Consider the following 23,267-nt stretch of genomic DNA (forward strand, 5'->3'; position numbering starts at 1 on the left):
AGTTTTACGACTCTGTGCCCCGACCGGGATCTCGTGTTGAGGAACACGGCGAACTGGTGCTGTTCGTCCAGGCGGGCGACGGCTACCCGTACTACGCGCGGCCGCGGTTCCCCGGCGGGCAGCCGACGGTCGCCGACGTGCTGAGGGTGCGGGAACGGCAGCGCGAGCTCGGGGTGCCCGAGGCGTTCGAGTGGGTGCACGAGACGACGCCGGGCCTGCTCGACGTCGCGGTCGAGGCCGGCCTGGAGGTGCTCCAGGCGCCGTTGCTGGTGCTCGATCCCGAGAAGCTACCGGAACCGCATCCGCACGTGCGCGTGCTCGGCACGCGGCCCGTCGAGGTGTCCGTGGTGGCGGAGCTGGCGTTCTCGTCGCCGGGCACGGCCGCGGGCGAAGCCGGTGTGGCGGAACGGGACGCGGCCCTGGACGGTGCCGTCCCGATGAGCACCCGGCACCGTCACGCGGTGGCCGACCTGCCAGGCGAGGGCGTGCTGGCGGTGGGAACAGCGCAACGGGCGGGTGACGTCGTGGAGATCGTGGGCATCGGCACGTTGCCGGCGGCACGGCGGCGTGGTCTCGGTGGTGCGGTCACGGCGGAACTGGCGCGCGACGCCCTGGAACGGGGCGCGGAGCTGGTGTTCCTGTCGGCCGGGAGCCTGGAGATCGCGCGGGTCTACGAACGCGTCGGGTTCCGCAGGTTCGGCACGGCCTGCATCGCCTCACCTGCCTAGGTCTCGTCGCGCGGCAAGGGCACGCGGAACAGACAGCCGACGCACGGCATGCCGGAGGGCTGGGCGAGCAGCTCGGCCTCGCCCTGGTGGATGAGCTCACCGCAGTACGCGGTCAACGCGAGCAGCGTGTCGTCGTCGGGCATGGGTACGAGGTGGCACGTGCGTTGTGTCTCGCCTACGACACCCGCACGCTTGCGGACCAGCAACACAGGCATGTTCATGCCTTCACCTCAGCGTCGTCCACCACACACACGACGGCGTGCGTGGTGGCGTAGAACTTGAGCCGGTAAGGGCCCGAGTTCTGCTCTGCCACTGCCGCGCAGAACCCCTCGGTGACCTCGTCCGAGCGCGGCGTTCGTTCGGCTAGGTCGATCACCCCTGGATCGTGCGGTCTCCCCGCCGAATTGGGGAGGGTTCTATACGATTTGCGGGTGCCGTATGCGGAACTCGCATACGACTAGCGCAGCTGGGCCGTGAGCTCGGCGATCGCCGGTGTCGCCGCCCACGGTCCGAGCCTCGCCAGCTCGTTCACGATGAGCTGCGACCCCGTGACGCGGGCCAGGTCCAGCGCCGCGAACCCCAGCTCGACGGCCCGGTCGACGTCACCGCTGGCAGCGTGCGCGTAGGCGAGGGTGGCCGTGTGCACGCCCTGCTCCCACTGGCAGACGGTGCCCCACCGCGGCATGAGTTCCGTGTACGCGTCGATGGCGCGGCGGTGGTCCGAGAGAGCGACCAGGCTCGCGGCGCGTTGCATCTGGACGTGCAGGTCGGTGAAGCAGTAGCCGATCGAGTACTCGTCGCTCATCGGCCGTTCCACGGTCAGCACCAACGAATGCGCGAGGTCGAACCGCTGCATGCACGCGTTCTGACCCGCGCGCGCAAGACCGCGTGCCTCCTGCCGCACCGCCATCGCGCGTACGACCGGGCTCACCCCCGTCTCGCGCTGAGCGGCACGCGCCAGGCCGATGACGCGGTCGTCGTCGCCGTCGACCTCGGCGAGCTGGCTCATCCGCACGTAGCAGTACGCGACCACGTCCCTGTCGTCCGCGGCCTGGCCCTGCTCCAGCGCCCTGGACGTCCACGCGCCGGCGTTGCGCAGGTCGCCGATCTCCTCGTACAGCCAGCCGTGGAACTCCGCGTACATCGCGCTGGTGCCGAGCAACCGCCGGCGGACCTCGCCACGCGCGTTGCGGCGCAAGGCGTCGATGACGTCGTACATGCTGCGGACGGCGGGCATGAGGGCACCGGTCGCACGCCAGTTGTGCGCGTCGTTGATGATCCGGCGCAGCACGAGCAACTGGCTGACCGCGTCGTCGTCGCTGTTCGCGTTGAAGACCGCGGAGGCGCACAACGCCATGAGCGCCTTGCCCTCCATCCCGACGACCAGGTCGCCCGACGGCACCGGCACCGTGCGGTCGGTCAGCCCGAGCAGGTGCGCGGGAATGCCGAGCAGCCGTTGCAACGTGCGCAGGACGCGCATGTCGTAGGCGATGTTGCTGCCGGACTCCAGCCGGGAGATCGCGGACTGGGAGAACCCCGCCAGCGCGCCCAGCTCGTCCTGCCGCAGGCCGTGGGCTCTGCGCGCGATCGCGACCACGGCGCCGGGCGACTCCGCGGCGACCGCGTCCCGCACGTCCTTCGACTCCCAGATGGACGGCGGCAGCGCCGGCAGCGGTCCGTCCGGGACGACGACGGTGTTCCTGGCCGGGTTGCTCACCCTCAACGCCTCCGCACTCGGGTCGCCCATCATGCCGCGCGCCGCGTTTTCCCACTACCTCGTCTCAACAGGGCCCGGAACCGACTATCCTGCGCGCGTGATCAAGGACTTCGGTGCCGGTGTCGGTCTGCTGCTGCGTGGGTTCAGCCTGGTGTTCAGCTCACCCAAGCGCGTGCTGATGGGTGCGTTGCCCGCGGTCATCACGGCCGTGCTCATGATCGTCGGCTGGGTGGTGCTGTTCACCAACATCGACTCGATCGCCGGGTGGCTCACCGGCTTCGCGGACTCGTGGAGCGACACCTGGAAGAGCATCGTCGAGGTCGCCGTCGGAATTTCGGTGATCGCGGCGGGGCTCGGCCTGAGCGTGCTGCTGTTCACCGCGATCACGCTCATGATCGGCGGCCCGTTCTACGAGTACATCGCGGAAGAGGTCGAGGACGAGCTCGGCGGTGTGCCGGACGCGGAGCAGATCGGCTGGTGGCGCGGGTTCCTGGTGGGGCTGCGCGGCACGCTCCTGCTGGTCGGCACGTCGATCCTGTTCGCGATCCCGCTGTTCCTGTGCGGGTTCATCCCGGTCATCGGGCAGACGGTCGTGCCGGTGCTGGCCGTGCTCATCAACGGCTACCTGCTCGGCATCGAGCTGACCGGCATCCCGTTCACGCGCCGCGGCCGGACGTTCAAGCAGCGCAGGCAGATCCTCGCGACGCGCCGCGGCCTGGTGCTCGGGCTCGCCGTGCCGACCTACCTGCTGTGCCTGATCCCGCTGGCCGCGCTGGTCGTGATCCCGGCGGCGATGGCAGGCGGCACGGTGTTGTCGCACCGCCTGCTCAACGGGGACCGCGCTACCGCGTGAACGGCAGCCAGGCCTGCTGTGCCAGGCCGTTGCGCGCGTTGACCTGCACGCCCGCGCCGGAGATCGACCACAGCTGGTCGCCGATCACGATCGTGCGCCGCTGCCCGCCGCCGTAGTGGTTCTGGCTCGACGGCTCGACGATCCTGCCGCCCTCGCGCAGCTGGTTGCCGTCGACGCGCAGCACCAGCGAGGAGACCTCGTAGTTCGACTTGTACGACGCCACGGGGATCACCAGAGTGCCGTCCTGCGGCCAGAACAGGAACGCGTGCGGGTCGAACTGGGCCTCTGAGTTGGAGTCCGGCAGGTGGTACTGCGCAAGTCGTTGCGGTGACGCGGGGTTGGCCACGTCGAACAGCGACACCTGCGTGCCGGTCGTCCTGCCCTGCTCGGTCGCCTCCTGGCCGACGCCGATCAGCTTCCCGTCGCCCGCCGGGTGCAGGTAGGCGGAGAAGCCGGTGATCTTCAGCTCGCCCATCACCTTGGGCTGCTTGGGATCGCTGAGGTCGAGCGTGTAGAGCGGGTCGGTCTGGCGGAACGTGACGACGTAGCCCATCCTGCCGATGAACCGGACGCTGTAGATCCGCTCGCCCTTGCCCAGACCGCCGACCTGGCCGACCTTGGCGAGCTCGTTGCCCTCGCGGCGCAGCGTCGTGACGAAGCTCTCCGACGGCGCCGGGGCGATGTTCGGCTGCGTCCTCACGTCCGACGGCATCCGCCAGCAGCACCGGGTCTCGGTGCCCGTGGTCGTGGCGACGCGGAGAACGCCTTCGTGCTCGGACAGCGAGTACTGGTTGAGCAGCGTGCCGTTCACGTCACCGGACGCGACGTGCTTGGGCGGGCCGGGGCTGCCGATGTCGAACTGGTGGATCGCCGTGGTGATCGGGCGCTGAACCGGTGGCTTGGTGGGAAGTTCTGGCAGCAGGCGGTGGTCGTCGGCGATGTAGAGGCTGCGGTCGGTGCCGTAGACGGTGTCGCCGTCGGCCACGATCGAGACCGGCTGGCCGGTGCCGAGCTGACCGGAGAGCTCGAACGTCAGCACGGTCAGCATCGACGTGCCCGAGTGCGAGGCGGGGTGGCTGACGTTCGCGCAGTCGACGAGGGTCCCGCTCGACCGGGCGCCGTTCTCGTTGAGCTCGTAGCGCGGCAGCCACGACGTGATGGGCTCGCTCTGCAGGATCTCCTTGTTGCGCCGCAACGATCCCGCTTCGTTGGTCGACTGGTCCGGGTACACCCACGGCAGGCGCGGCTGCGAGCGGACGACGACGCGGGCGGCGCCGCCGATCTGGCGGGCGTCGAGGTAGAAGCCGTCGGTCTTGAGGCTGCTGATCTCCTTGAGGCCCTTGAGGTCCACGAGAACGAGCTCGGTGCCGGACTGCGGGGCGAACTCCGGGCGGTCCGGCGGCACCGTCGGCTTCATCATCGGCACTGGGCTGTCGGTGACCACCAGCGCGCGGTCGCCGGAGACCAGCAGCTGGCTCGCGTGGCGCTCGCCGAGGTCGACGGTGCCCGTGACCGACTTGCCGGCCACGTCGATGACGCGCAGCTTGCCGTCCGCGATGGAGACGACGCGTTTTCCGTCCGTCTTCACGATGTCCGGCTCGTCGACGCCCTGCTCGTGGACGTTCGTCGTCGAGTGTTCCTGCTGCTGCGTGGGCGGGGTCGCGCTGTTCCTCGCGTCGGGCACGCTCTTCTGCGCGACACCGGCGCTGTCCGTCGCCATGCCTTCGGCGAACATGATGGGGCCGCCGCCGATGCCGTACGCACTCACGTACGGGGCCATGGCGCGGCGCAGTTCGGTCAGCGCGTTGTCGCACGAGTCGAACGCGACGAGACGCACGGGCCCGTAGTCCACGATCGGTGGCGCGAGAGCCTCGTCTCGCACCGCGGAGCTCACACACACTCCGGCGACGGCCAGCACGGCGGCGCTGGCCAACAGCTTCTTGCCGTTCATGGTGTGAGGACGTAAACGAGGCCGGGAAGGGTTGCCCCTTCCCGGCCCGCACTTTTTACAGCTGTGCCTGGATCTGCGCCGCGTAGGTGGAGACGCGGGAGTAGACGCCGGGGTAGCCCGCGGCCGCGCACCCCTCGCCCCAGGACGTGATGCCGATCAGCTTGCCACCGGCCACGAGCGGGCCACCGGAGTCGCCCTGGCAGGTGTCGGTGCCGCCCTGGGAGTACCCGGCGCACACCATGTGAGTGGACTTGAAGTCGCTGCCGTACGAGCTGGTGCAGCTGGAGTTGCTGGTCAGCGGCACGGTGGCGCGCAACAGGTAGCGCGAGGCCGAGCCGCCGGAGGACGTGGTGCCCCAGCCGAGGATCGTCGAGCTGGTGCCCGCGCTGTACAGCGCGCTGTCCGCAGACGTGGCGAACGGGATCGGGGTCTGCGACAGGTTGCGGTCGAGCGTGAGCACCGAGACGTCGTAGCCGAGGGTCACGTCGCGGTAGCTCGGGTGGATCCAGATGCGGGTGACACGGGCGACGGTGCCCGCGGTGGAGTTCTTGTCGTCGCGGCCTGCCACGACCCGGACCGCGGACGCCGAGTCGCCCTCGGTGCAGTGCGCGGCGGTGACGACCTTGTTGGGAGCGACGAGAGTGCCGCCGCAGTACTGGAAACCGCTGCTCGTGGCCAGGTAGACGACCCAGGGGTAGGTGGACGTGCTCGCGCGCGTGCCACCGACGATCTGGGTGCCGAACTCGCCGTCGGCGGTCGGGGTCGGAGCTGCTTCGGCCACGCTGACGCAGGCCATGGACAGCGTTGCCGCCGCCAGTGCCGCACCGAGCAGAGACCGGAGGCGGTGCAGGGTTGCCGCCATGATCATCTCCTTCTTCTGTTGTGTCCCCCGGCCGCGAAGCCGGTGGTGACTAAAGAAAGACATGAGTCCGGGGAGCCCGGGTAGAGCTGGTCCGCGTAGGCCATTCGGCCCCGCGCGCCCGCGCGTGATTGGATCGAGCGCGAACAACCCCGTTCCGAGAGGAAGTTGTGATGGCCCCCACGAAGCCTGAGGTCGACCCGCACGACGGCCCGGCGCCCGCCGACCTGCTGATCGAGGACATCACCGTTGGCGACGGTGCGGAGGCCACGGCAGGACAGTTCGTGTCCGTGCACTACGTCGGTGTCTCGCACTCGTCCGGCGAGCAGTTCGACGCGTCCTGGGACCGCGGCGAGGCGTTCCAGTTCCCGCTCGGTGGCGGCCGTGTCATCCAGGGCTGGGACCAGGGCGTTCAGGGCATGAAGGTCGGTGGCCGCCGCAAGCTGGTCATCCCTCCGCACCTGGGCTACGGCGCGCGCGGTGCCGGCGGCGTGATCAAGCCCAACGAGACGCTGATCTTCGTCGTCGACCTGCTGGGTGTGAACTAGTTCGTCGACTTCGGCAGGGCGAGTCGACGCGCTTTTCGTCGACTCGCCCTACCGGACCCCAGCTTGTGTGATTGACGTTGCGGCGTCCCACTGGTCCGATCAGTGGGACGCCACTGGTCCTTACAGCCGATTTGACCCGATGCTGGAACGAGATCGGATCCGGCTGCGTCATTCTTGAGTCTGCCGCCGCTTTGGGAGGGAACCACCGGTGCCCGAGGACATCGCCGGATCCGAGCAGATGCTCGCGAACTGGGACCAGAAGATCCAGGAACGCGCCGCGCGTTACCAGGAGATGGCGACGCGCGTGCAGGGGATGACGATCTCCGAGCGGTCGCAGGACGGTTCCATCGAGATCCTGGTCGGGTCCAACGGGATCCTGCAGAACCTCGTGATCAACGAGTCCGCCTCCGGCAAGCGCATGGCCGAGATCAGCGGCGAGATCATGAAGCTGCTGCAGCGCGCGCAGTCCCGGATTCCCGAGCTGCTGCAGGAAGCCATGGCCGAGACCATCGGCACGCAGGACGAGACGGCCAACGTGTTGTTCAACGAGGCCAAGAAGAACTTCCCCGCGCCGCCCGCGGAAGAGCCGGTGCGCACGCCGTACGACCGCAACGAGATCAACTTCCGGGTGGAGGACGACGCACCGCCGCCGCCCCGCCCGACACCGCCGCCTCCCCCGCGCCGCCGCCCGCCGTCGGACGATGACGACGACTTCGGCGGCGAGTCCGTGCTCAGCTGATCTTTCCGTTGCCCGAACTTGAGGGGGTTCGATGACCGCCGGTGGATTCAACGTCACCTCGGACGTGCTGGAAGCGCACGCGAAAGCCTTGGAGGGCCTGCACGGGCGCCTGCAGGGTGCGGTGGACGCGGCGAACACCGTGTCGATGCCGACCGACGCGTACGGGATCATCTGCCAGCCGTTCCGGATGATGCTCGACCCCGTTGAGCAGTGGGGCATGGACGCCCTGAAGGGGGCGGCGGAAGCGATGGACGCCACCTCCAAGAAGGTCACCGAGACCGCCAAGCACTACCAGGAGGTGGAGGACCAGATCACCCGCACGCTCAAGGGCGGGGTCTGATGTCCTCACCGATTCCGCCGTTCACCGGCGAACTCGAGGACACCGACGCGGAAGGCAGGGTCATCGGGCTCACCTCGTACTCGGGCGGCATCGAGCACGGTCCTCAGGCCGAGTGGTACCCGACCGGCGAGAAGTACGTCGAGGGGCAGTGCGAGCAGGGTTCCGCGGTCGGCGAATGGCGTGAGTGGCACCGGAACGGGAAGCTCGCCGAGTACAGCCTGTTCAACAAGTTCGGCGAGCTGATCCAGTTGCAGCGATGGGACGAGGACGGCGTCCTCGTCGAGGACAGGCACTCGGGCGTCACACGAGGGCTCTGATCTCCAGGGCCATGCGCGTGAACCTCGCTGACACAGACGAGGACTACAACGGCCTCCTGTACGAGGGCGTCCCGTACACCGGCGAAGTGGTGGAGCACGGCAGCGAGGGCCATCTCATCTCCAGCTACAACTACGACGGCGGCGTCGCGGACGGCCCCTACGCCGAGTGGTTCGGGCCCGGCCGCCCCTACAAGCAGGGGACGATCAACTTCGGCCTCCTCATCGGCGTCAACCGGAAGTGGCACCCGAACGGACAGCTCGCGATGGAGACCGAGTACGACGACAAGGGTCGCCAGCTGTACCGCCGGGAATGGGATCCGAACGGCGTGCTGACCTATGAGCACGTCGCCTGAAATGCGCATCGACAGCGCGGAGTCATACATCGACGAGACCGCACGCCTTCACCACAACGGCGAGCTCTTCGACGGTGAAGTCGAGACCAGAGACACGAACGGCGCTGTCACCAGCCTGATCACCTACTGGCAAGGAATTCCCCACGGCCCCCAGCTCAGCTGGTACCCGGACGGTCAGAAGCGTCACGAAGGCGTGAACAACGCGGGCAAGGCCGTCGGCGAGTGGCGAAGCTGGCACACCGGCGGGCGGCTTGCGCAGCGGCGAACGTTCGACGAGCAGGGCCGGCCACTCACCCGCAAACGGTGGGACGCCCATGGCAACCTGACCGAGGACAAGACCTTCACCTGAGGGAACTTCGACGGGAACCACCGCGCCCGGCACCCACTCAGAGTGTTGTGAACGGCGCGGGGTGCATGACCGGCCCGCGCGCGTCGCGGTAGCCCGATAAGATCAGCGGGCTTTCACGGGGAGAGGGGCGAGGACCACATGAGCCAGCCGGCTACACCGCTGAGCGAGCAGGACCAGCAGCAGTTGGTGCGGCAGATCGGCCGTGCCATGCTGCCGGCCGTACCGCAGGGCTGGCAGCGCATCCGGGCCGAGTACCGCGCCGCCGGCCGGCACATCGAGGTCGACCTGGCGTTCGCCGGGCCCGATGGCCAGCTGCGACCGGTTCGGCCGCCGATGGACGTCGTGCAGATGTTCGGGCACCTGCGCGGGGGCATGTACCACCCCGAGCGCGGCACGTGGCTGAGCGCGACGTACGAGATCGAGGCGCCCGCGGCGTTCACGGTGGACTTCAACGCCGAGGACGAACCGCGCTGGCGCAACGCGCCGCCGCCCATCGGTTTCCGCGACGAGCTGCAGACGTTCCCGCGGCCGGACCGGATGATCCCGGACTGGTGGCGCCAGCGCGTCGGCCTGCCGCCGCTGCCGGCTCCCGAGCCGGAACCCCAGCAGCCGCAGCAGGAGTACCAGGTTCCGGCGGCGCAGCCGAGCCAGCCGGGCAGCGACGAGCTGCGCACGGCTCGCGTGTACGACGGCAAGAACGACGACGGCCGCATCATCGTGAACCGTCAGCCGGTCGACCCGCAGCTGCTCGACGGCCTGCTCACGTACCTCGAGTCGGCGCCGGTCGTGCTGGCCGCGCGCAGCTACGACCTCGACGAGTTCTCGCAGAACGGCGAGCAGGACGTGCCGCTCAACTTCCGCACCGACGGCACGTGGATCTGGGCCGGCGCCGTGCCGCACTACCTGCGCAAGTACGGTCTGCCGCCGGAGCCGGAGCTGGTGGCGCACGCGGTGGCGCGCGGCTTCCAGATCGGCGAAGTGAACGCGCAGACGCAGGACAAGGCCGTCTCGATCATCACGGGCCAGGGCTGAGGGTTCTCAGGTACGCCTCTCCTCTCGGGGAGAGGCGGTACCCGACCTCCAGGGACTCGGTGAGCCCCTTGGCTTTGAGCTTGCGGACATCGGCCTTGAAGGGCAGCTTCTCTCGGCCCACCGAGGCGGCCAGGTCCGCGGCGCGCACACCGGGGTTCGCAGCGATCAGCCGCAGCAACGCCAGCGCGTCATCCTTCAGCACCAGTCCGTCCACATCGGACGACGATCGCAGCTCGATGCGCGGATCCTCGCCCGCGAAACGCAGGCGGATGCGGTAAAGCGAGCCCTCACGTCCGTCCACTGAGGACATCAGGGCGACGACGGTAGGGAACCCGGCCGCGACCGCCTCGGCCCGGGTCACCCGCTTCACCACGTCGACGGCGTCGATCGCCAGGACGCCCTGCGACGTCCGCAACGTCCCGCCGGCGCGCACGGTCGGCCGCTTCCACCGCCGGAACTGCAGGGTGATCTCGCCGGACCGGATCCGTTCCCAGTCAGCCACTCGGATCAGCACCGAACGAGGGTCTCAGGTTGCCGACCCCCGCGACAGCCGAGACGATCTGGGACCATGCAACGCTGGTGGCTCTTCACGGTGCGCGGGGTGTTCGCTGTCCTGTTCGGCCTGGCCGCTCTGGTCTGGCCGGGCCTCACACTGCTGGCGCTGATCATCCTCTGGGGCGCCTACGCGCTCTTCGACGGCGCGATGATGCTGTACCTGACCCTCACCCACAAGGAGTGGCCCGCGCGCTGGGCACTCGGCCTCATCGGCGTGCTCGGCCTGGTCACGGGCCTGATCGCGTTGTTCTGGCCGGGCATCACGGCGACGGCGCTGCTGCTCCTCATCGCGGTGTGGGCGCTCGTCACCGGCGTGCTGCAGATCGTCGACGCCATCCGCCTGCGCAAGGTGATGACGAACGAGTGGTTCTACGTCGTCACCGGCGCGCTCACGGTGCTGCTGGGCATCGTCCTGGTCCTGAACCCGGCCGCGGGCGCGCTGGCGTTCGTGATCACCATCGGCGTGTTCGCGATCCTGTGGGGCGTGGTGCTGGTGCTGTTCAGCCTGCGGTTGAAGCAGCTCGGCGGCGCTCTCGCACAGCCCGCACCGCGAGCGTGACCAGCACGGCGACCCCGACGAACACGTAGAGGTTGCCGATCACCTGCTGCCACCAGCTCCAGTCGCGCTCGACGTCGTTGTCGCGCGGGAACAGCCAGTGCGGACCGATCGCGAACACCGCCACGATCGCCCACGACGCCCAGTGGCGGCGCAGCTCAGGCCGCGAGAGCAGCACGAGCGCGGGCGCGATCCACACCCAGTGGTGCCCCCACGACACGGGTGAGATCAGCAGGCCGCCGATCGCGACCACGAAGAACGCCTCGACGTCACCGAGCCGCGACGCCAGCCACCACACCGTCGCCACGACCAGCAGCGCCAGCGCGACCCACACGCCGACCTGGGCACCGTTCTCCAGGCCGAAGCGCGCGAGCGTGCCGCGGATGGCCTGGTTCGACGCGTAGGTGAGGCGCCCGACGCGGCCCGGGTCGAGCAGCGCGTGCGTCCAGTACTCCTTCGCGTCGGCGAACGAGATGAGGAACCCCAGCAGTCCGAAGAAGAAGAACGACCCGATGGACACGAACACGGGCTTCCACTGCCGCCGCGCCACGAAGTACAACGCGAAGAACGCCGGCGTCAGCTTAATCGCCGCCGCCAGCCCGATCAGGGCGCCGCGCGGCCACCAGCGAGTACGTTCCAGCAGGCAGTCGGCCATCACCAGCAGACCCAGCAGCAGGTTGATCTGGCCGAACCACAACGTCTCGCGCAGCGGGTCGAAGATCGACGACACCGCCGCCGCGCCCAGCCCCCACTTCACCGCGTCCGGACCCCAGCCGAGCACGCGCTGCGCCGCGATCAGGCACAGCCCCGTGAGCATCGCGAGGTTCACCGCCGCCACCGCGAAGATCGCGACCCCGAGCGGAACCAGCGCGAGCAGGCTGAACAGCACGGCGGCGATCGGCGGGTAGGTGAACGGCAGGTCGGGCCCGCCGAGGGGCTTCGCGAAGCCCTCGACGTAGAGCGGGAGGTCCTTGAGGAACGCCGCGCCGCCGTTGCGATAAACGCGCAGGTCGAGCGACCACCCCTGTGGACGGAGCAGAACGTAGGTGAGCGTGGCGACCATGACGGCGGCCCACGCCACCACGACCCGCTTGGCGGTGCGGTCGAGCTGCATCCGCGAATGGTATCGATGTGCCAGATGAGGCCCACGTCACCGGTGCGGACCGGGAAATCTCACGTAGCGTCGTCGCGTGAGCGCGCAACGTGGAACGTTCCTGGTTGAGCCGTTCGTAGGGCGCACAGATGCGCACGCACGGGCTATTCTGTGCGCATGAGTCCTGCCCTGGAGACGGTGCTGGCCAAGGCCGGCCTGCAGGTGAGCCCCGACGAGTTCCTGGCCCTCGTGACCGACGCGGCACGAAGGCTCGCCCCGCCACACCCGGAACCGGCCACGTACTTCACGCCGGACCAGCAGGCGGCGCTGACCGACGTGGGCCTGGACCTCTCGCCGGCGCGTCCGTCCGACGCGAAGCCGCGCACCCGCACGGTCGTGGCCCACGCGGTGCTGCGCGACTCGGCGCTGACCGTGAACGAGGCCGCACGCCAGCTCCAGGTCGACACGAGCCGCATCCGGCACCGCCTCGGCGTCGGCAGGCTCGTGGGCTGGAAGGACAGGGGCAGCTGGCGCCTGCCCGCGTGGCAGTTCGCGGGCACCGGCGTGCTGCCGGGCCTCGAGACCGTCCTCGCGGACATCCCGCAGGACCAGCCGGCACTGGTCGTCGCCGCGTTCATGACCACCCTCCAGGAGGACCTGCCGGTGGACGGCGAGCCCGCGACCCCACGCGACTGGCTGCTGGCAGGAGGCGACCCCCGCCGGGTCGCGACCCTGGCCTCCACGCTCGGCACACCTGCCTGAGCGTTCCCGAACACCCGACAGGACCCGAATGTCACGGCTTCCGCAGCCGCCTGCCCCTGCCGTGCTCCAAGCGCACCTGCGCCGCACCGAGGACGTGGTGGCGGTGCACCGGGCCACCCGCCTCGTGCGCGTGTTCACGGCGAAGGGCTCCCACCCCCAGCGCTGGAACACGTTCCGCTACACGGGCCCCCTCCCGCACGCCCGCTTCGACGCGCAACAACCGGCCGACGACGGCAGCCCGGTCCAGGACCACGAGAACGGCGTCCTGTACTTCGGCCTGTCCGTCCGCACGTCGATCGCCGAGGTCTTCCAGGCGACGTCGATCGTGGACCGCCGCACCCGCTCGCCGTTCCTGGTCGTGCTGCGGCCCCGCCGCACGTTGCGGCTGCTGGATCTCGGCGGGTTGTGGCCCACGCGCGTCGGGGCGTCGCAGGAGATCTCCACTGGGCCGAAGCTGGTGACGCAGGCCTGGTCGCGGGCCATTCGGGCGGCCTATCCGGAGTTGGACGGGCTTTGGTACCGGTCTTCGATGGACTCCGGGGATCCGGCCATCTGCCTGTGGGACCCGCCTGGGGCTTCCGGATTGCCTGCGGCGCCGGACGTGTTGCTGCCGCTGGATCATCCGGGGCTGGATCTGCCGTTGGCGCGGGTGTGCGAGGAGCTCAACTACACGCTGCTGGGCTGACACCGTTCAAGGCCGCCTGGATCGACGTCGCTTCGTCCGTTCCCTGCCGGTTGGCGAGATGGCGGTGCAACTCGAGTGCCTGCTGCGCGCTTGTCCACCCGACCGCCATCACCCCGGGCAGCCCGGTGATCCAGCGGCCGAACGGGTCTGGCCTGACCTGCGCATTGCAGAAAACCTGCAAGGAGTCCGCAGGGTCCGCCTCGCACGATCCTGCTCAGCCGCCGCCGACCACGGCGCGGCGGGAGAGGGGACCGAGGATGTTCAAGAGAGAGCTGGGATCGGTGGCCAGGCTGGCCGTCGCGGCGGCGTTCGTGTCGGGGGCCCTGGTCACGGGAACGGCGGGAGCCCAGGCGGCACCGGCCGCGCCGGCAGTGGCGTGCACGCAGGTCGGCCACGTGTCCGGCACGGTCAGCGCGTTCACGCTGTACGACGGCAACAACAAGACCGGCGCGTGCATCACGTTCTGGAAGTTCGGCGCGTGCTCGGCGTCCACGTCCGACATCGAAGGGGCGTGGAACCTCGCAGGCTGGAGCTGGGACAACCGCGCGAACTCGGTGGACACGTACAACAAGTGCGACCTGAGGCTCTACGACGCCCGTGACTGCCCCAGCGGCGGGGTCCGGTCGACCTGGATCGACGAGAGCGCCGACCTCCGGCTGGGTTCGATCAACTGGCAGAACCGCGCCACCTGCGTCGAGATCAGCTGACCTGGGTGAGGCTGCTCCGGACAGGAGCAGCCTCACCGGCGATCAGGCCTTGAGGTAGCGGCCCCACCACTCCAGCACCGCGTCGAAGCGCTGACGCCGGTGCCGCGGCTGGCCGGTCCGCGTGAGCTCGTGCCCCTCGCCGGGGAAGATCAGCATCTCTGCCTCGACGCCACGCCGCTTCAGCGCCACGAACATGCGCTGCGCCTGCTCCAGCGGGCAACGCCAGTCCTGCTCCGAGTGCACGACGGCGAACGGCAGGTTGATCTTCTCGGCGTAGGTCAGCGGCGACATCGCGCGCTGTGCCTCGGGATCGGTGCCGCAGTAGGCGTCGGCGAAGAAGTAGCCGATGTCGGACGAGCCGGAGAACGAGTCCCAGGCGTTCACGGCGCGCTCGCTCCAGGCCGCCTTGAAGCGTTCGCCGTGGTGCGCGGACAGCCACGAGGTCATGAAGCCGCCGTACGAGCCGCCCATCACGCCCGCGCGGTCGGCGTCGCAGTCCTCACGGGCGAGCGCAACGTCCAAAAGGGACAGCACGTCGTCCACGTCGACGGAGCCGAACTTGCCGATCACCGCCTGGCCGTGGGACTGGCCGTAGCCCGCCGAGCCGCGCGGGTTCGGGAGCACGACGGCGTAGCCTGCGGTGGCGTAGACCTGGGCTTCGTCGAAGAAACCCCAGCTGTGGTACATGAACGGGCCGCCGTGCACCGCCATGACGACCGGGTGCGGTCCTTCGCCTTCGGGCAGCACCAGCCAGCCGTGCACCGGGTAGCCGTCGGAGGCGGACCCGGAGAGCTCCACGACGCGGCGGGCCTCGACCGACGAGAACGCCGTGCGCACACCGGTTCCGACGAACTCGACCTGACCCGGGCTGTCCGGAGTGGACACAACGGCGACCACAGTGGACCCGTCGGAGGCGAACGAGCGGACGGCGGCGGCCGTGCCCGCCAGCACCTCGCCCGACCCGCCGTCGAACGGGATCCGCCGCAGCTCCAGAGCGCCGCGGTTGCGCACGACGAGCAACACGCCGTTGGAGTCGGCCACCGGCGGGCCCGAAAGCCTTTCGATGTCAACGGTTTCGGCGTCGGTGAGCCGGACAGGAGCAGACCCGTCGACCGGTGACTTCCACAGGCCGTGGTTGCGCGCGACGACCTCGACGCCGGAGAACTCGGTGCCCAGCCAGAACAACGACCCGTTGGCCACGAACGGCATCGAGGCCTCGCCGGCGGCGCGCACCAGCAGCGACGGCGAGCCGCCCGAGACAGAAACCTCGTACAGGTCGGAGTGCAGCGTCTCGGTCTCGCCGAGGTCGCGCGGTGCCACGAACACCAGCGTCGAGTCGTCGAGCCACGCCGGGTCGGAGACGTCGAACGAACCGTCGGTGACCTCGGAAACCGTGCCGTCGAGGGAGACCACGTGCAGGCGCGGGCGGCGGTCGGCGAGGAAGCCGACGTCGTCGACGCGGTAGTCCAGGCGCGTGATGCGGCGCGGTGCCTCGGCTTCCGGGCCGTCGTCGGTCGTGCCGTAGCGGCCGGGTTCGGGCACGCGGGCCACGAACGCGAGCCGGGTCGAGTCCGGCGACCACACCGGGGCACCGGCGCCGAGCGGCAGGTCGGTCAGCCTGCGGGGCTCGCCGCCGTCCACCGGGGCGACGTAGAGCTGCGGCTTCGACTTTCCGCTGACGCGCAGGAACGCGACCTGCCTGCCGTCGGGAGAAATGCGCTGCGCGTTGTCACGATCACCGTGCGTCCACGGTGTTGTCGTGCCGTCCGGGAACACCCGGTGCAGACCGCCCCGGTAGGTGTTCTTGTCGAGATCGGGAGTGGTGATGCTGACCAGCACCAGGTCTCCGGACACGGCGACGGTGCCGGGCGTGGTGAGCAGCTGCAGGTCTTCAGGGCGCACGGCGTGGACGCTAACAGAACTTGTTAGCAAAGCTCAGAGTTATTTGTTGACCGATCACAAAAATTGACTCAGCGCATAGATTCCCGCGTATGACGCGCATCGTGTTCTCTGGGGGCCGGGTCTTCACCGGCTCGACAACCGAGCCGGGCGACGTGGTGGTCGAGGGTGACCGCATCGTCGACGTCGGCATCGGACTGGACGGTGATACCAAGGTCGACGCGACCGGCCACACCATCCTTCCGGGACTGTTCGACTGCCACGTGCACTTCATGTTCAGCGGCGCCGATCTGGTGCGGTCGCTGAACACGCCGTTCTCGCTGCCGTTCTACGAGGCGATCGGGAACATGGAAGCCACGCTGCGCTGCGGAATCACCACGGTCCGCGACGCTCTCGGCGCCGACCTCGGTGTCGCGGAGGCGGTGCGGCGCGGGCTGATCAAGGGGCCGCGCATGCAGATCGCGGTCAACATGGTCTCGCAGACCGGCGGCCACAACGACGACTGGATGCAGTGCGGTGCGCACATCTCGCCGCCGCTGCACCCCGGCCTGCCCGACACCGTCGCCGACGGTCCCGAAGAGCTGCGCAAGGTCATCCGCACGCTGGTTCGCCACGGCGCCGACATCATCAAGATCGCGTCGAGCGGCGGCGTGATGTCCCCGCGCAGCAACCCCCGCCACGCGCACTTCCGCGACGAGGAGATCGCGATGATCGTGCAGGAGGCCAACGCCGCCGGCATCGCGGTCATGTCGCACGCGATGAGCGGCGACGGCATCCTCACGGCCGTGCGCAACGGCGTGCGCTCCATCGAGCACGGCGTGTTCCTCACCGACGAGGGCGTCGAAGAGATGATCAAGAACGGCACGTGGCTGGTGCCGACGCTGATGGCCCCGCGCATGGTGCTCGACCAGGCCGCGGCAGGCATGGCGATCTCGGACGTCATCCTCGACAAGGCCAACGCCGTTGTCTCGCAACACTTCCAGGCGTTCCAGAAGGCGCACCAGGCGGGCGTGAAGATCGCGATGGGCACCGACTCCGGTGTCGGCCCGCACGGCGACAACCTCAACGAGCTGACGCTGATGGTCGAGTACGGCATGTCCCCGGCGGAAGCGCTCTACGCAACGACCACGTCCGCCGCCAACCTGATGCGCCTCGGAAACGAACTCGGCGAGCTCGCCCAGGGCAAGCTCGCCGATCTCGTTCTCGTGGAGGGTGACGCCGAGCAGCACGTGAAGGCCGGAACGCTGAAGCAGGCCGTCCGCGCCGTCTACCAGAACGGCGTCTCCGTCTAGCTAGTGGTGTGGCTCGCAACGTCGCCGGTGGAATTCGCGGTCAGACGGGTGCATCGTGGTGCCGCCCCCACGTCCTCATACTGGACGTATGGGGGCGTGGGGGCGGTGCCGCGAGGTGCCCTGCTGAGCGTGAATTACGCCGCCGACGTTGCGTGACGCGCCACTAGTGGTTGGCGTCGGCACCGATGTGCTTCACGGAATCCGGGTCGCGGCGCACCTTGAGGAGGCTGGCGATCGTCGTGATCGCCAGCACGCCGATGATCACCGACAGCGAGACCTCGATGCCGATGGTCGGCACGTGGAACGGCTCGCCGCCGTTGAGGAACGGCAGGTTGTTGGTGTGCAACGCCTCGAGGATCAGCTTCACGCCGATGAAGCCGAGGATCACCGCCAGGCCGATCGAGAGGTAGACCAGCTTCTCCAGCAGGCCACCGAGCAGGAAGTACAGCTGGCGCAGGCCCATCAGCGCGAACGCGTTGGCCGTGAACACCAGGAACGGCTCCTTGGTGAGGCCGAAGATCGCGGGGATCGAGTCGAGCGCGAAGAGCAGGTCGGTGGAGCCGATCGCGACCATCACGATGAACATCGGGGTCACGTAGCGCTTGCCGTCGATCTTGATGAACGAGTTCGAGCCGTGGAAGTCGTTGGTCACCGGGAAAACCTTGCGCACCATGCGCAGCATCAGGTTCTCCTTGTACTCCTCTTCCTCGTCGTGGTTCTCCCGCGCCAGCTGCCAGCCGGTGTAGATCAGGAACGCGCCGAAGATGAAGAACACCCAGCTGAACTGGCTGATGAGCGCCGCGCCGGCCGCGATGAAGATGCCACGCATGACGAGGGCGATCAGGATGCCGATCAGCAGCACCTTGTGCTGGTGGATCGCGGGCACCTTGAACGTCGTCATGATGATCAAGAAGATGAAGAGGTTGTCAACGCTGAGCGAGTACTCCGTGATGTACCCGGCGAAGAACTCGGTGGCGTACTGCCCACCGGAGAAGTACCAGATCCCGACGCCGAACAGAGCGGCCATCGCCACGTAGAAGATCACCCAGCGGGCGGCTTCACCGATCGTCACCTCATGGGGCTTTCGATCGACGATCACGAGATCCACAGCGAGCAGAACGAGCAGACCAACGATCGTCGCGATCCACATCCATGCGGGGACGTTCACAACTCAACCTCCGGGATTCTCAGCGCACGCCAAATTCACCCGGAGGTCTCCTCCGCCGCCGAGAACGATCCTCGAACGACCGACGGCACCGGGAGCTCTACGCCGAGCTCCGTATTGACGACACCGCCGCTTAGGGAGTACTCCCCTCCATGCTGCGTCAATATTGTGCTCTACCAAGTGCGGTTAGCGCCACACAGGGTGAGCAGACCCACGTAACCAGGTGCAACGGGAATACGGTCCGTGTCGTTGGGGCCGGAACCACCCGATACCTGAAGCCGCGCTGAAGATCCACTGATGCTGAGACCGCCAGCGGATCCCGACAGGTCGTTCTCAGCAAAACTCGCATATCGTCATCGACGTGTCCCGCCTATCCCGCCTTCGCGGCAGGTGGACGATCCCCGCATTGATCGTGGTCCTCGCCCTCGTCGCAGGTGGCGTGTACTTCACTCGATCCGGAGACGACCCCGTAGCCGTTTCCTTCAAAGAAGCGAACATCGACGCACCTGAGAGCCCTGACAGCGCTCAGACGGTGACGATCGAGACACGCCTCTACCTCCCCCAGCAGACGCCCGCGCCCGCGATCATGCTCGCGCACGGTTTCGGCGGCAGTCTGCGCAGCGTGCACACGCAGGCCGAGGAGTTCGCACGACGCGGTTTCGTCGTGCTGACGTGGTCCGCCCGCGGTTTCGGCCGCAGCACGGGCCAGATCGCGCTGAACTCCCTCGACCGCGAGGTCCGCGACGCGCAGAAGCTCCTCGACTTCCTCGGCACACGTGACGAGGTGCAGAAGGACAGCGGCGGCGACCCCCGCGTGGGCGTGACAGGCGCGTCGTACGGCGGTGCGTTGTCCCTGCTGCTCGCGGGCGTCGACAAGCGCGTCGACACGCTCGTCCCCGTCATCACCTACAACGACCTCGCGCAGGCGCTGCTGCCGAACTCGGCGCTGGCGACACCGCGCGCGGACGCCACCCCGTCCGCCACGGCGTTCGGTGAGAACGGCGTCTTCAAGCGTTCGTGGGCGGGCATCTTCTTCTCCGCGGGCATGACGTCGATCGACCTCTCGTCCCCCACGGGCGACGCGCCCGAGCAGGGCCAGCGGGAGTCGAACCAGCAGGCGACCGTGCCGCAGCAGCAGGGCGGCAACTCGGGCGCCCAGGGCATGCAGCCGCCCACGCCGTCCCTCGGCGCGTGCGGACGCTTCACGCCCGAGGTCTGCACCGCCTACACCGAGGTCGCCACGACGGGCAGCGCCTCCCAGCAGACGCTCGAACTGCTGCGCAAGTCGTCCCCCGTCGCCGTGACCGACCAGATCAAGCAGCCGACGATGCTGGTGCAGGGCGAGCAGGACACCCTGTTCGGCCTCGACCAGTCCGACGCCACCGCGCGTCAGATCGCCGCGGCCGGCGGCCAGGTCAAGATGGTCTGGTACGCGGGCGGCCACGACGGCGGCAACCCCGGCACCGCGCTGCGCGGCGAGATCGCCGACTGGATGGAGTTCCACCTGCGCGGCACGGGAACCGACCCCGGCACCGGCTTCGAGTACACGGTGCAGGGCGCGTTCCGCTCGTCCGGCCAGCCGTCGCTGCGCACGGTCGTCGCGCCGTCGTACCCCGGTCTCGCCCAGGGCTCCTCGACCGAGCGCAAGACGCTGAAGCTCAGCGGACGCGAGCAGGTCGTGGTGAACCCGGCGGGCGGCAACCCGGCGTCGATCAGCAACCTGCCGGGCCTCGGTTCGGCGCTGTCGCGGTCGTCGGCGATCTCGTCACGGCTGTCGCTCGACATGCCGGGTCAGGCCGCGGTGTTCACCTCGGAGGAACTGACCTCGCAGGTGCTGCTGACCGGGTCGTCGACGGTCAAGCTGCGCGTGGCGCGCGGTGACCAGACCTCCGGCGAGGCGATCCTGTTCGCGAAGCTCTACGACGTCTCCGCAGACGGCACCCGCACGCTGCCCGGCTCGATCGTCGCGCCGTTCCGCGTGGCGCTGCCGCCGGACGGTTCCGCCGCCGAGGTGACGGTGACGCTGCCCGGTGCGGTGCGTCCGGTCGAGAGCGAGCACAAGCTGGCTCTCGTGGTGTCGACGACGGACCAGGCGTTCGCGAACGCCGAGCAGCCCGCCGCGTACCGCGTCTCGCTGGCCTCCGACGAGATCTCGGTGCCGGTGGTGCCCGGTCGCAACGTCACCGAGGGCTTCCCGACGGTGGCACTGTGGGGCATCGGGATCTCGCTGCTCGTGCTGATCGGCGCCGGCGTCATCGCGATGTTCCGCCGCCGCATGGAGCACGACTCGGACCCGGAGCTCGCCGAGGTCCCGCTGGTCATCTCGAACCTCACGAAGGCCTACCCCGGCGGCGTGACCGCGGTGAAGGACCTGTCCTTCCGCGTGGAGCACGGCATGGTGCTCGGCCTGCTCGGCCCCAACGGCGCCGGCAAGACCACGACGCTGCGCATGGTGATGGGCCTGATCCACCCGTCCGAGGGCCACATCCGGGTCTTCGGCCACAAGGTCTCGCCCGGCGCCCCGGTGCTCTCGCGCATCGGGTCGTTCGTCGAGGGTTCCGGCTTCCTGCCGCACCTCTCCGGTTCCGAGAACCTGCACCTGTACTGGGCCGCCACGGGCAGGCCCGCGGACGAGGCGCACTTCGAGGCCGCATTGGAGATCGCGGGCCTCGGCAAGGCGGTGCACCGCCGCGTGCGCACGTACAGCCAGGGCATGCGCCAGCGGCTGGCGATCGCGCAGGCGATGCTCGGCCTCCCGGACCTGCTGATCCTGGACGAGCCCGCCAACGGTCTCGACCCGCCCCAGATCCACCAGATGCGCGAGGTCCTGCGCCGCTACGCCGCCGCGGGCCGCACGGTCGTCGTCTCGTCGCACCTGCTGGCCGAGGTGGAGCAGACCTGTTCGCACGTGGTCGTGATGCACAAGGGCCAGCTCGTCGCCGCCGGCGAGGTGTCCGACATCGCGGCGGGAGGCGGCGAGGCGACGTTCCGCGTCGACTCCCCCTCGAAGGCAGCCGATGTCCTGCGGGGCCTCGAAGGCGTGCACGACGTGCACGAGGACGAGGACGCCGTGCACGCGTCGATGAACGGTGTCCCGCGCTCCGTCGCACTGACCGCCCTCGTGGCGGCCGGCGTGGCGGTGGACCAGGCGGGCCCGCGACGCAGGCTGGAAGACGCGTTCTTGGAGCTGGTCGGTGAATGACTTCCTGATGGCAGCGGCGTCCGCCACGTCGGACGCCCAGGCCGAGGCAGAGGTCCCCTCGTCGAGCGAGCGCACGTCGCCCGCCGGCCCGGGGGGACCCCTGGACTCAATTATCCCAGCCGGCACCGACAGTTTCGGCGCCGAGCAGTCGCCAGAGGCCGTTTCGGCCGTGGTGAAAACCGTTCTCACCGCGAACCCGAACCGCACCAAGGCACCGATCCGGCAGGAGGTGGACCAGTGAACGACAACGGCGTCCACACCGATCCCGGCGCGCTCAACGACCTCACCGACGCGGCTGCCCAGCAGCACACCAAGGTGGCGCCGGACGGCTCGTCGGTCGGGTACAAGGCGCGCCGCACGCTCCGCATCCACGTGGAGCTGCAACGGCAGCTCCGCCGCCGCAGGACCCAGCTCGTGCTGGGCTTCCTGGTGCTGCTGCCGTTCATCCTCGCGCTGAGCTTCGAGATCGGTCAGTCCGACCCGAACCGCCGCTCCGGCGGCTTCGTGGACCTCGCGACCGCCAGCGGCATCAACTTCGTGGTACTCACACTGTTCGTGAGCAGCAGCTTCCTGCTGCCGATGATCGTGGCGCTGTTCTTCGGCGACACGATCGCGTCCGAGGCGTCGTGGTCGAGCCTCAAGTACCTGCTCGCCGCACCGATCCCGCGGCACCGCCTGCTGCGCCAGAAGGCCATCAGCAGCGGCCTGCTCAGCGTCTTCGCCCTCGCCCTGCTGCCCGCAGTGGCACTGGGCGTCGGCGTGGCCTGGTACGGCACGGGCGAGGTCGTGAGCCCGACCGGCGAGGCGGCCCCGTTCGGCGACGGCGTGCTCGCCATGGCGTTCGCCGTCGTCTACATCTCGATCAACCTGTTCTGGGTCGCGGGCCTCGCGATGTTCCTGTCCGTGTCCACCGACGCGCCTCTCGGCGCGGTCGGCGGCACGGTGCTCGTCTCGATCGTGTCGCAGATCCTCGACCAGATCGAGCCGCTCGGGGACCTGCGCAACTACCTGCCGACGCACTACGCGATGGCGTGGGCCGACCTGCTCTCGACCGACATCGACTGGTCGGAGATGGCCCGCGGCACGTTCTCCGCACTCGCCTACGGCGGCATCTTCACGCTGCTCGCGGCACGTCAGTTCAAGACGAAGGACATCACGAGCTAGCTCACGCAGAACTCGTTGCCCTCCGGGTCGAGCATGACGACCCAGTGGCCCGTCTGGTCGTCGTGCTCGCGCACCCGCGTGGCACCCAGCGACACCAGGCGGGCCACTGCGTCGAGACCGGGACGGATGTCGAGGTGGACGCGGTTCTTCGCGGTCTTGCCTTCCGGCACGCGCTGGAAGAGGAACCGCGGCCCCTTGCCCTCGGGGTCGATGATCGCCGCGTAGTCGTCCGCGGAGTCGAACGGGATGTTGTTCTTGACGGCGAACTCCTCCCACGTCGCGAACCCGGGAGGCGGCGGCTGCTGCACGTAACCGAGCGCCTGCGCCCAGAAGTCGGCGAGCTTGGGCGGGTCGTCGGCGTCGAACGAGATCTGGATTTCCGTAGCCATGCGGCCACCGTA

Annotated in this window: 27 protein-coding genes; 17 read left to right on the forward strand and 10 right to left on the reverse strand. The window is 69.0% G+C overall.

Translation table 11 applies throughout. The features are described from left to right. Window positions 1–56: 56 nt before the first annotated feature. Window positions 57–728 carry a GNAT family N-acetyltransferase gene (locus ACSHWB_RS03420; protein WP_439660632.1) on the forward strand — a complete coding sequence of 224 codons (672 nt, stop codon included), beginning with the start codon at window positions 57–59 and terminating at the stop codon, window positions 726–728. Here ACSHWB_RS03420 and ACSHWB_RS03425 read toward each other — a convergent pair. From ACSHWB_RS03425 to ACSHWB_RS03435, 3 genes are all read right to left on the reverse strand, one after another. Next, window positions 725–949 (reverse strand): hypothetical protein, encoded by a 225-nt coding sequence (locus ACSHWB_RS03425; protein ID WP_439660633.1) that lies wholly within the window; start codon window positions 947–949, stop codon window positions 725–727. The genes ACSHWB_RS03420 and ACSHWB_RS03425 overlap by 4 nt on opposite strands. Continuing rightward, window positions 946–1,104 carry a hypothetical protein gene (locus tag ACSHWB_RS03430; RefSeq protein WP_439660634.1) on the reverse strand — a complete coding sequence of 53 codons (159 nt, stop codon included), beginning with the start codon at window positions 1,102–1,104 and terminating at the stop codon, window positions 946–948. The genes ACSHWB_RS03425 and ACSHWB_RS03430 overlap by 4 nt, the downstream gene beginning before the upstream one ends. Before the next feature lie 81 nt (window positions 1,105–1,185). Further along, window positions 1,186–2,478, reverse strand: a complete 1,293-nt coding sequence (locus ACSHWB_RS03435) for a helix-turn-helix domain-containing protein (protein ID WP_439660635.1) — start codon at window positions 2,476–2,478, stop codon at window positions 1,186–1,188. A 64-nt stretch (window positions 2,479–2,542) separates the two neighbouring features. Between ACSHWB_RS03435 and ACSHWB_RS03440 the strand changes: the two genes are divergently transcribed. Beyond that, a complete protein-coding gene (locus ACSHWB_RS03440; protein ID WP_439660636.1) occupies window positions 2,543–3,298 on the forward strand; it encodes an EI24 domain-containing protein in 756 nt (251 codons plus the stop codon). Here ACSHWB_RS03440 and ACSHWB_RS03445 read toward each other — a convergent pair. Together ACSHWB_RS03445 and ACSHWB_RS03450 are read right to left on the reverse strand one after the other, a co-directional pair. Continuing rightward, window positions 3,288–5,249, reverse strand: a complete 1,962-nt coding sequence (locus ACSHWB_RS03445) for a beta-propeller domain-containing protein (RefSeq protein WP_439660637.1) — start codon at window positions 5,247–5,249, stop codon at window positions 3,288–3,290. The two genes, ACSHWB_RS03440 and ACSHWB_RS03445, sit on opposite strands and share 11 nt — an antisense overlap. 55 nt (window positions 5,250–5,304) lie before the next feature. Continuing rightward, window positions 5,305–6,111: a S1 family peptidase gene (locus ACSHWB_RS03450; RefSeq protein ID WP_439660638.1), complete on the reverse strand. Its 807-nt coding sequence runs from the start codon at window positions 6,109–6,111 to the stop codon at window positions 5,305–5,307. Between the two features lie 170 nt (window positions 6,112–6,281). Between ACSHWB_RS03450 and ACSHWB_RS03455 the strand changes: the two genes are divergently transcribed. The 7 genes from ACSHWB_RS03455 (at window position 6,282) to ACSHWB_RS03485 (ending at window position 9,786) form a co-directional block, all read left to right on the forward strand. Continuing rightward, a complete protein-coding gene (locus tag ACSHWB_RS03455; RefSeq protein WP_093596735.1) occupies window positions 6,282–6,656 on the forward strand; it encodes an FKBP-type peptidyl-prolyl cis-trans isomerase in 375 nt (124 codons plus the stop codon). Between the two features lie 208 nt (window positions 6,657–6,864). Continuing rightward, the gene (locus ACSHWB_RS03460) at window positions 6,865–7,395 is read left to right on the forward strand and encodes a YbaB/EbfC family nucleoid-associated protein (protein WP_439660639.1); all 531 of its coding nucleotides are present in this window, start codon (window positions 6,865–6,867) and stop codon (window positions 7,393–7,395) included. 31 nt (window positions 7,396–7,426) lie between these two features. Next, window positions 7,427–7,735 (forward strand): type VII secretion target, encoded by a 309-nt coding sequence (locus ACSHWB_RS03465; protein WP_439660640.1) that lies wholly within the window; start codon window positions 7,427–7,429, stop codon window positions 7,733–7,735. Beyond that, on the forward strand, window positions 7,735–8,052 hold the full coding sequence (locus ACSHWB_RS03470; protein WP_439660641.1) for a toxin-antitoxin system YwqK family antitoxin: 318 nt from the start codon (window positions 7,735–7,737) through the stop codon (window positions 8,050–8,052). Before ACSHWB_RS03465 ends, ACSHWB_RS03470 begins: the two co-directional genes overlap by 1 nt. A gap of 17 nt (window positions 8,053–8,069) precedes the next feature. Then, complete coding sequence (locus ACSHWB_RS03475) at window positions 8,070–8,405, forward strand: toxin-antitoxin system YwqK family antitoxin (RefSeq protein WP_439660642.1); 336 nt, start codon at window positions 8,070–8,072, stop codon at window positions 8,403–8,405. After that, on the forward strand, window positions 8,389–8,754 hold the full coding sequence (locus ACSHWB_RS03480; RefSeq protein ID WP_439660643.1) for a toxin-antitoxin system YwqK family antitoxin: 366 nt from the start codon (window positions 8,389–8,391) through the stop codon (window positions 8,752–8,754). Before ACSHWB_RS03475 ends, ACSHWB_RS03480 begins: the two co-directional genes overlap by 17 nt. 138 nt (window positions 8,755–8,892) lie before the next feature. Then, entirely contained in the window at window positions 8,893–9,786 is an 894-nt protein-coding gene (locus ACSHWB_RS03485; protein WP_439660644.1) for a hypothetical protein, read from the forward strand. Here ACSHWB_RS03485 and ACSHWB_RS03490 read toward each other — a convergent pair. After that, complete coding sequence (locus tag ACSHWB_RS03490) at window positions 9,770–10,300, reverse strand: hypothetical protein (protein WP_439660645.1); 531 nt, start codon at window positions 10,298–10,300, stop codon at window positions 9,770–9,772. The genes ACSHWB_RS03485 and ACSHWB_RS03490 overlap by 17 nt on opposite strands. A 54-nt stretch (window positions 10,301–10,354) precedes the next feature. Here ACSHWB_RS03490 and ACSHWB_RS03495 point away from each other — a divergent pair, with 54 nt between their 5' ends. Next, window positions 10,355–10,900 carry an HdeD family acid-resistance protein gene (locus ACSHWB_RS03495; protein WP_439660646.1) on the forward strand — a complete coding sequence of 182 codons (546 nt, stop codon included), beginning with the start codon at window positions 10,355–10,357 and terminating at the stop codon, window positions 10,898–10,900. Here ACSHWB_RS03495 and ACSHWB_RS03500 read toward each other — a convergent pair. Then, window positions 10,842–12,011 (reverse strand): glycosyltransferase 87 family protein, encoded by a 1,170-nt coding sequence (locus ACSHWB_RS03500; RefSeq protein WP_439660647.1) that lies wholly within the window; start codon window positions 12,009–12,011, stop codon window positions 10,842–10,844. The two genes, ACSHWB_RS03495 and ACSHWB_RS03500, sit on opposite strands and share 59 nt — an antisense overlap. 156 nt (window positions 12,012–12,167) lie before the next feature. Between ACSHWB_RS03500 and ACSHWB_RS03505 the strand changes: the two genes are divergently transcribed. From ACSHWB_RS03505 to ACSHWB_RS03515, 3 genes are all read left to right on the forward strand, one after another. Continuing rightward, window positions 12,168–12,752: a DNA-binding protein gene (locus tag ACSHWB_RS03505; protein ID WP_439660648.1), complete on the forward strand. Its 585-nt coding sequence runs from the start codon at window positions 12,168–12,170 to the stop codon at window positions 12,750–12,752. A gap of 28 nt (window positions 12,753–12,780) precedes the next feature. Then, a complete protein-coding gene (locus ACSHWB_RS03510; RefSeq protein WP_030466547.1) occupies window positions 12,781–13,437 on the forward strand; it encodes an RES family NAD+ phosphorylase in 657 nt (218 codons plus the stop codon). A 257-nt stretch (window positions 13,438–13,694) separates the two neighbouring features. Beyond that, entirely contained in the window at window positions 13,695–14,144 is a 450-nt protein-coding gene (locus ACSHWB_RS03515; protein ID WP_439660649.1) for a hypothetical protein, read from the forward strand. Window positions 14,145–14,186: 42 nt separating this feature from the next. Here ACSHWB_RS03515 and ACSHWB_RS03520 read toward each other — a convergent pair whose 3' ends face one another. After that, window positions 14,187–16,046, reverse strand: a complete 1,860-nt coding sequence (locus tag ACSHWB_RS03520) for a S9 family peptidase (protein ID WP_439660650.1) — start codon at window positions 16,044–16,046, stop codon at window positions 14,187–14,189. Window positions 16,047–16,135: 89 nt separating this feature from the next. Between ACSHWB_RS03520 and ACSHWB_RS03525 the strand changes: the two genes are divergently transcribed. After that, entirely contained in the window at window positions 16,136–17,335 is a 1,200-nt protein-coding gene (locus ACSHWB_RS03525; RefSeq protein ID WP_439660651.1) for an amidohydrolase family protein, read from the forward strand. Window positions 17,336–17,498: 163 nt separating this feature from the next. On the opposite strand, the gene ACSHWB_RS03530 is transcribed toward ACSHWB_RS03525, so the two are convergent. Continuing rightward, window positions 17,499–18,503: a TerC family protein gene (locus ACSHWB_RS03530; protein ID WP_439660652.1), complete on the reverse strand. Its 1,005-nt coding sequence runs from the start codon at window positions 18,501–18,503 to the stop codon at window positions 17,499–17,501. Window positions 18,504–18,861: 358 nt separating this feature from the next. On the opposite strand from ACSHWB_RS03530, the gene ACSHWB_RS03535 reads away from it, so the two are divergent. The 3 genes from ACSHWB_RS03535 to ACSHWB_RS03545 are packed head-to-tail and all read left to right on the forward strand — an operon-like array spanning window position 18,862 to window position 22,866. Continuing rightward, window positions 18,862–21,702 carry an alpha/beta fold hydrolase gene (locus ACSHWB_RS03535; protein WP_439660653.1) on the forward strand — a complete coding sequence of 947 codons (2,841 nt, stop codon included), beginning with the start codon at window positions 18,862–18,864 and terminating at the stop codon, window positions 21,700–21,702. Then, window positions 21,695–21,943, forward strand: a complete 249-nt coding sequence (locus ACSHWB_RS03540) for a hypothetical protein (protein ID WP_439660654.1) — start codon at window positions 21,695–21,697, stop codon at window positions 21,941–21,943. The genes ACSHWB_RS03535 and ACSHWB_RS03540 overlap by 8 nt, the downstream gene beginning before the upstream one ends. Further along, on the forward strand, window positions 21,940–22,866 hold the full coding sequence (locus ACSHWB_RS03545) for an ABC transporter permease (protein ID WP_439660655.1): 927 nt from the start codon (window positions 21,940–21,942) through the stop codon (window positions 22,864–22,866). The genes ACSHWB_RS03540 and ACSHWB_RS03545 overlap by 4 nt, the downstream gene beginning before the upstream one ends. Here ACSHWB_RS03545 and ACSHWB_RS03550 read toward each other — a convergent pair. Then, window positions 22,863–23,255: a VOC family protein gene (locus ACSHWB_RS03550; RefSeq protein ID WP_439660656.1), complete on the reverse strand. Its 393-nt coding sequence runs from the start codon at window positions 23,253–23,255 to the stop codon at window positions 22,863–22,865. The two genes, ACSHWB_RS03545 and ACSHWB_RS03550, sit on opposite strands and share 4 nt — an antisense overlap. Window positions 23,256–23,267: the final 12 nt, after the last annotated feature.

The organism is Lentzea sp. HUAS TT2 (assembly GCF_051853195.1).
Taxonomy (GTDB): Bacteria; Actinomycetota; Actinomycetes; order Mycobacteriales; family Pseudonocardiaceae; genus Lentzea.

What these genes read in the sequence shown, in the direction of transcription:
- ACSHWB_RS03425 (WP_439660633.1), bottom strand. Translation starts at nt 949, where the DNA reads ATGAACATGCCTGTGTTGCTGGTCCGCAAGCGTGCGGGTGTCGTAGGC.
- ACSHWB_RS03435 (WP_439660635.1), bottom strand. Translation starts at nt 2,478, where the DNA reads ATGATGGGCGACCCGAGTGCGGAGGCGTTGAGGGTGAGCAACCCGGCC.
- ACSHWB_RS03445 (WP_439660637.1), bottom strand. Translation starts at nt 5,249, where the DNA reads ATGAACGGCAAGAAGCTGTTGGCCAGCGCCGCCGTGCTGGCCGTCGCC.
- ACSHWB_RS03450 (WP_439660638.1), bottom strand. Translation starts at nt 6,111, where the DNA reads ATGGCGGCAACCCTGCACCGCCTCCGGTCTCTGCTCGGTGCGGCACTG.
- ACSHWB_RS03455 (WP_093596735.1), top strand. Translation starts at nt 6,282, where the DNA reads ATGGCCCCCACGAAGCCTGAGGTCGACCCGCACGACGGCCCGGCGCCC.
- ACSHWB_RS03465 (WP_439660640.1), top strand. Translation starts at nt 7,427, where the DNA reads ATGACCGCCGGTGGATTCAACGTCACCTCGGACGTGCTGGAAGCGCAC.
- ACSHWB_RS03470 (WP_439660641.1), top strand. Translation starts at nt 7,735, where the DNA reads ATGTCCTCACCGATTCCGCCGTTCACCGGCGAACTCGAGGACACCGAC.
- ACSHWB_RS03480 (WP_439660643.1), top strand. Translation starts at nt 8,389, where the DNA reads ATGAGCACGTCGCCTGAAATGCGCATCGACAGCGCGGAGTCATACATC.
- ACSHWB_RS03485 (WP_439660644.1), top strand. Translation starts at nt 8,893, where the DNA reads ATGAGCCAGCCGGCTACACCGCTGAGCGAGCAGGACCAGCAGCAGTTG.
- ACSHWB_RS03495 (WP_439660646.1), top strand. Translation starts at nt 10,355, where the DNA reads ATGCAACGCTGGTGGCTCTTCACGGTGCGCGGGGTGTTCGCTGTCCTG.
- ACSHWB_RS03500 (WP_439660647.1), bottom strand. Translation starts at nt 12,011, where the DNA reads ATGCAGCTCGACCGCACCGCCAAGCGGGTCGTGGTGGCGTGGGCCGCC.
- ACSHWB_RS03505 (WP_439660648.1), top strand. Translation starts at nt 12,168, where the DNA reads ATGAGTCCTGCCCTGGAGACGGTGCTGGCCAAGGCCGGCCTGCAGGTG.
- ACSHWB_RS03510 (WP_030466547.1), top strand. Translation starts at nt 12,781, where the DNA reads ATGTCACGGCTTCCGCAGCCGCCTGCCCCTGCCGTGCTCCAAGCGCAC.
- ACSHWB_RS03515 (WP_439660649.1), top strand. Translation starts at nt 13,695, where the DNA reads ATGTTCAAGAGAGAGCTGGGATCGGTGGCCAGGCTGGCCGTCGCGGCG.
- ACSHWB_RS03525 (WP_439660651.1), top strand. Translation starts at nt 16,136, where the DNA reads ATGACGCGCATCGTGTTCTCTGGGGGCCGGGTCTTCACCGGCTCGACA.
- ACSHWB_RS03550 (WP_439660656.1), bottom strand. Translation starts at nt 23,255, where the DNA reads ATGGCTACGGAAATCCAGATCTCGTTCGACGCCGACGACCCGCCCAAG.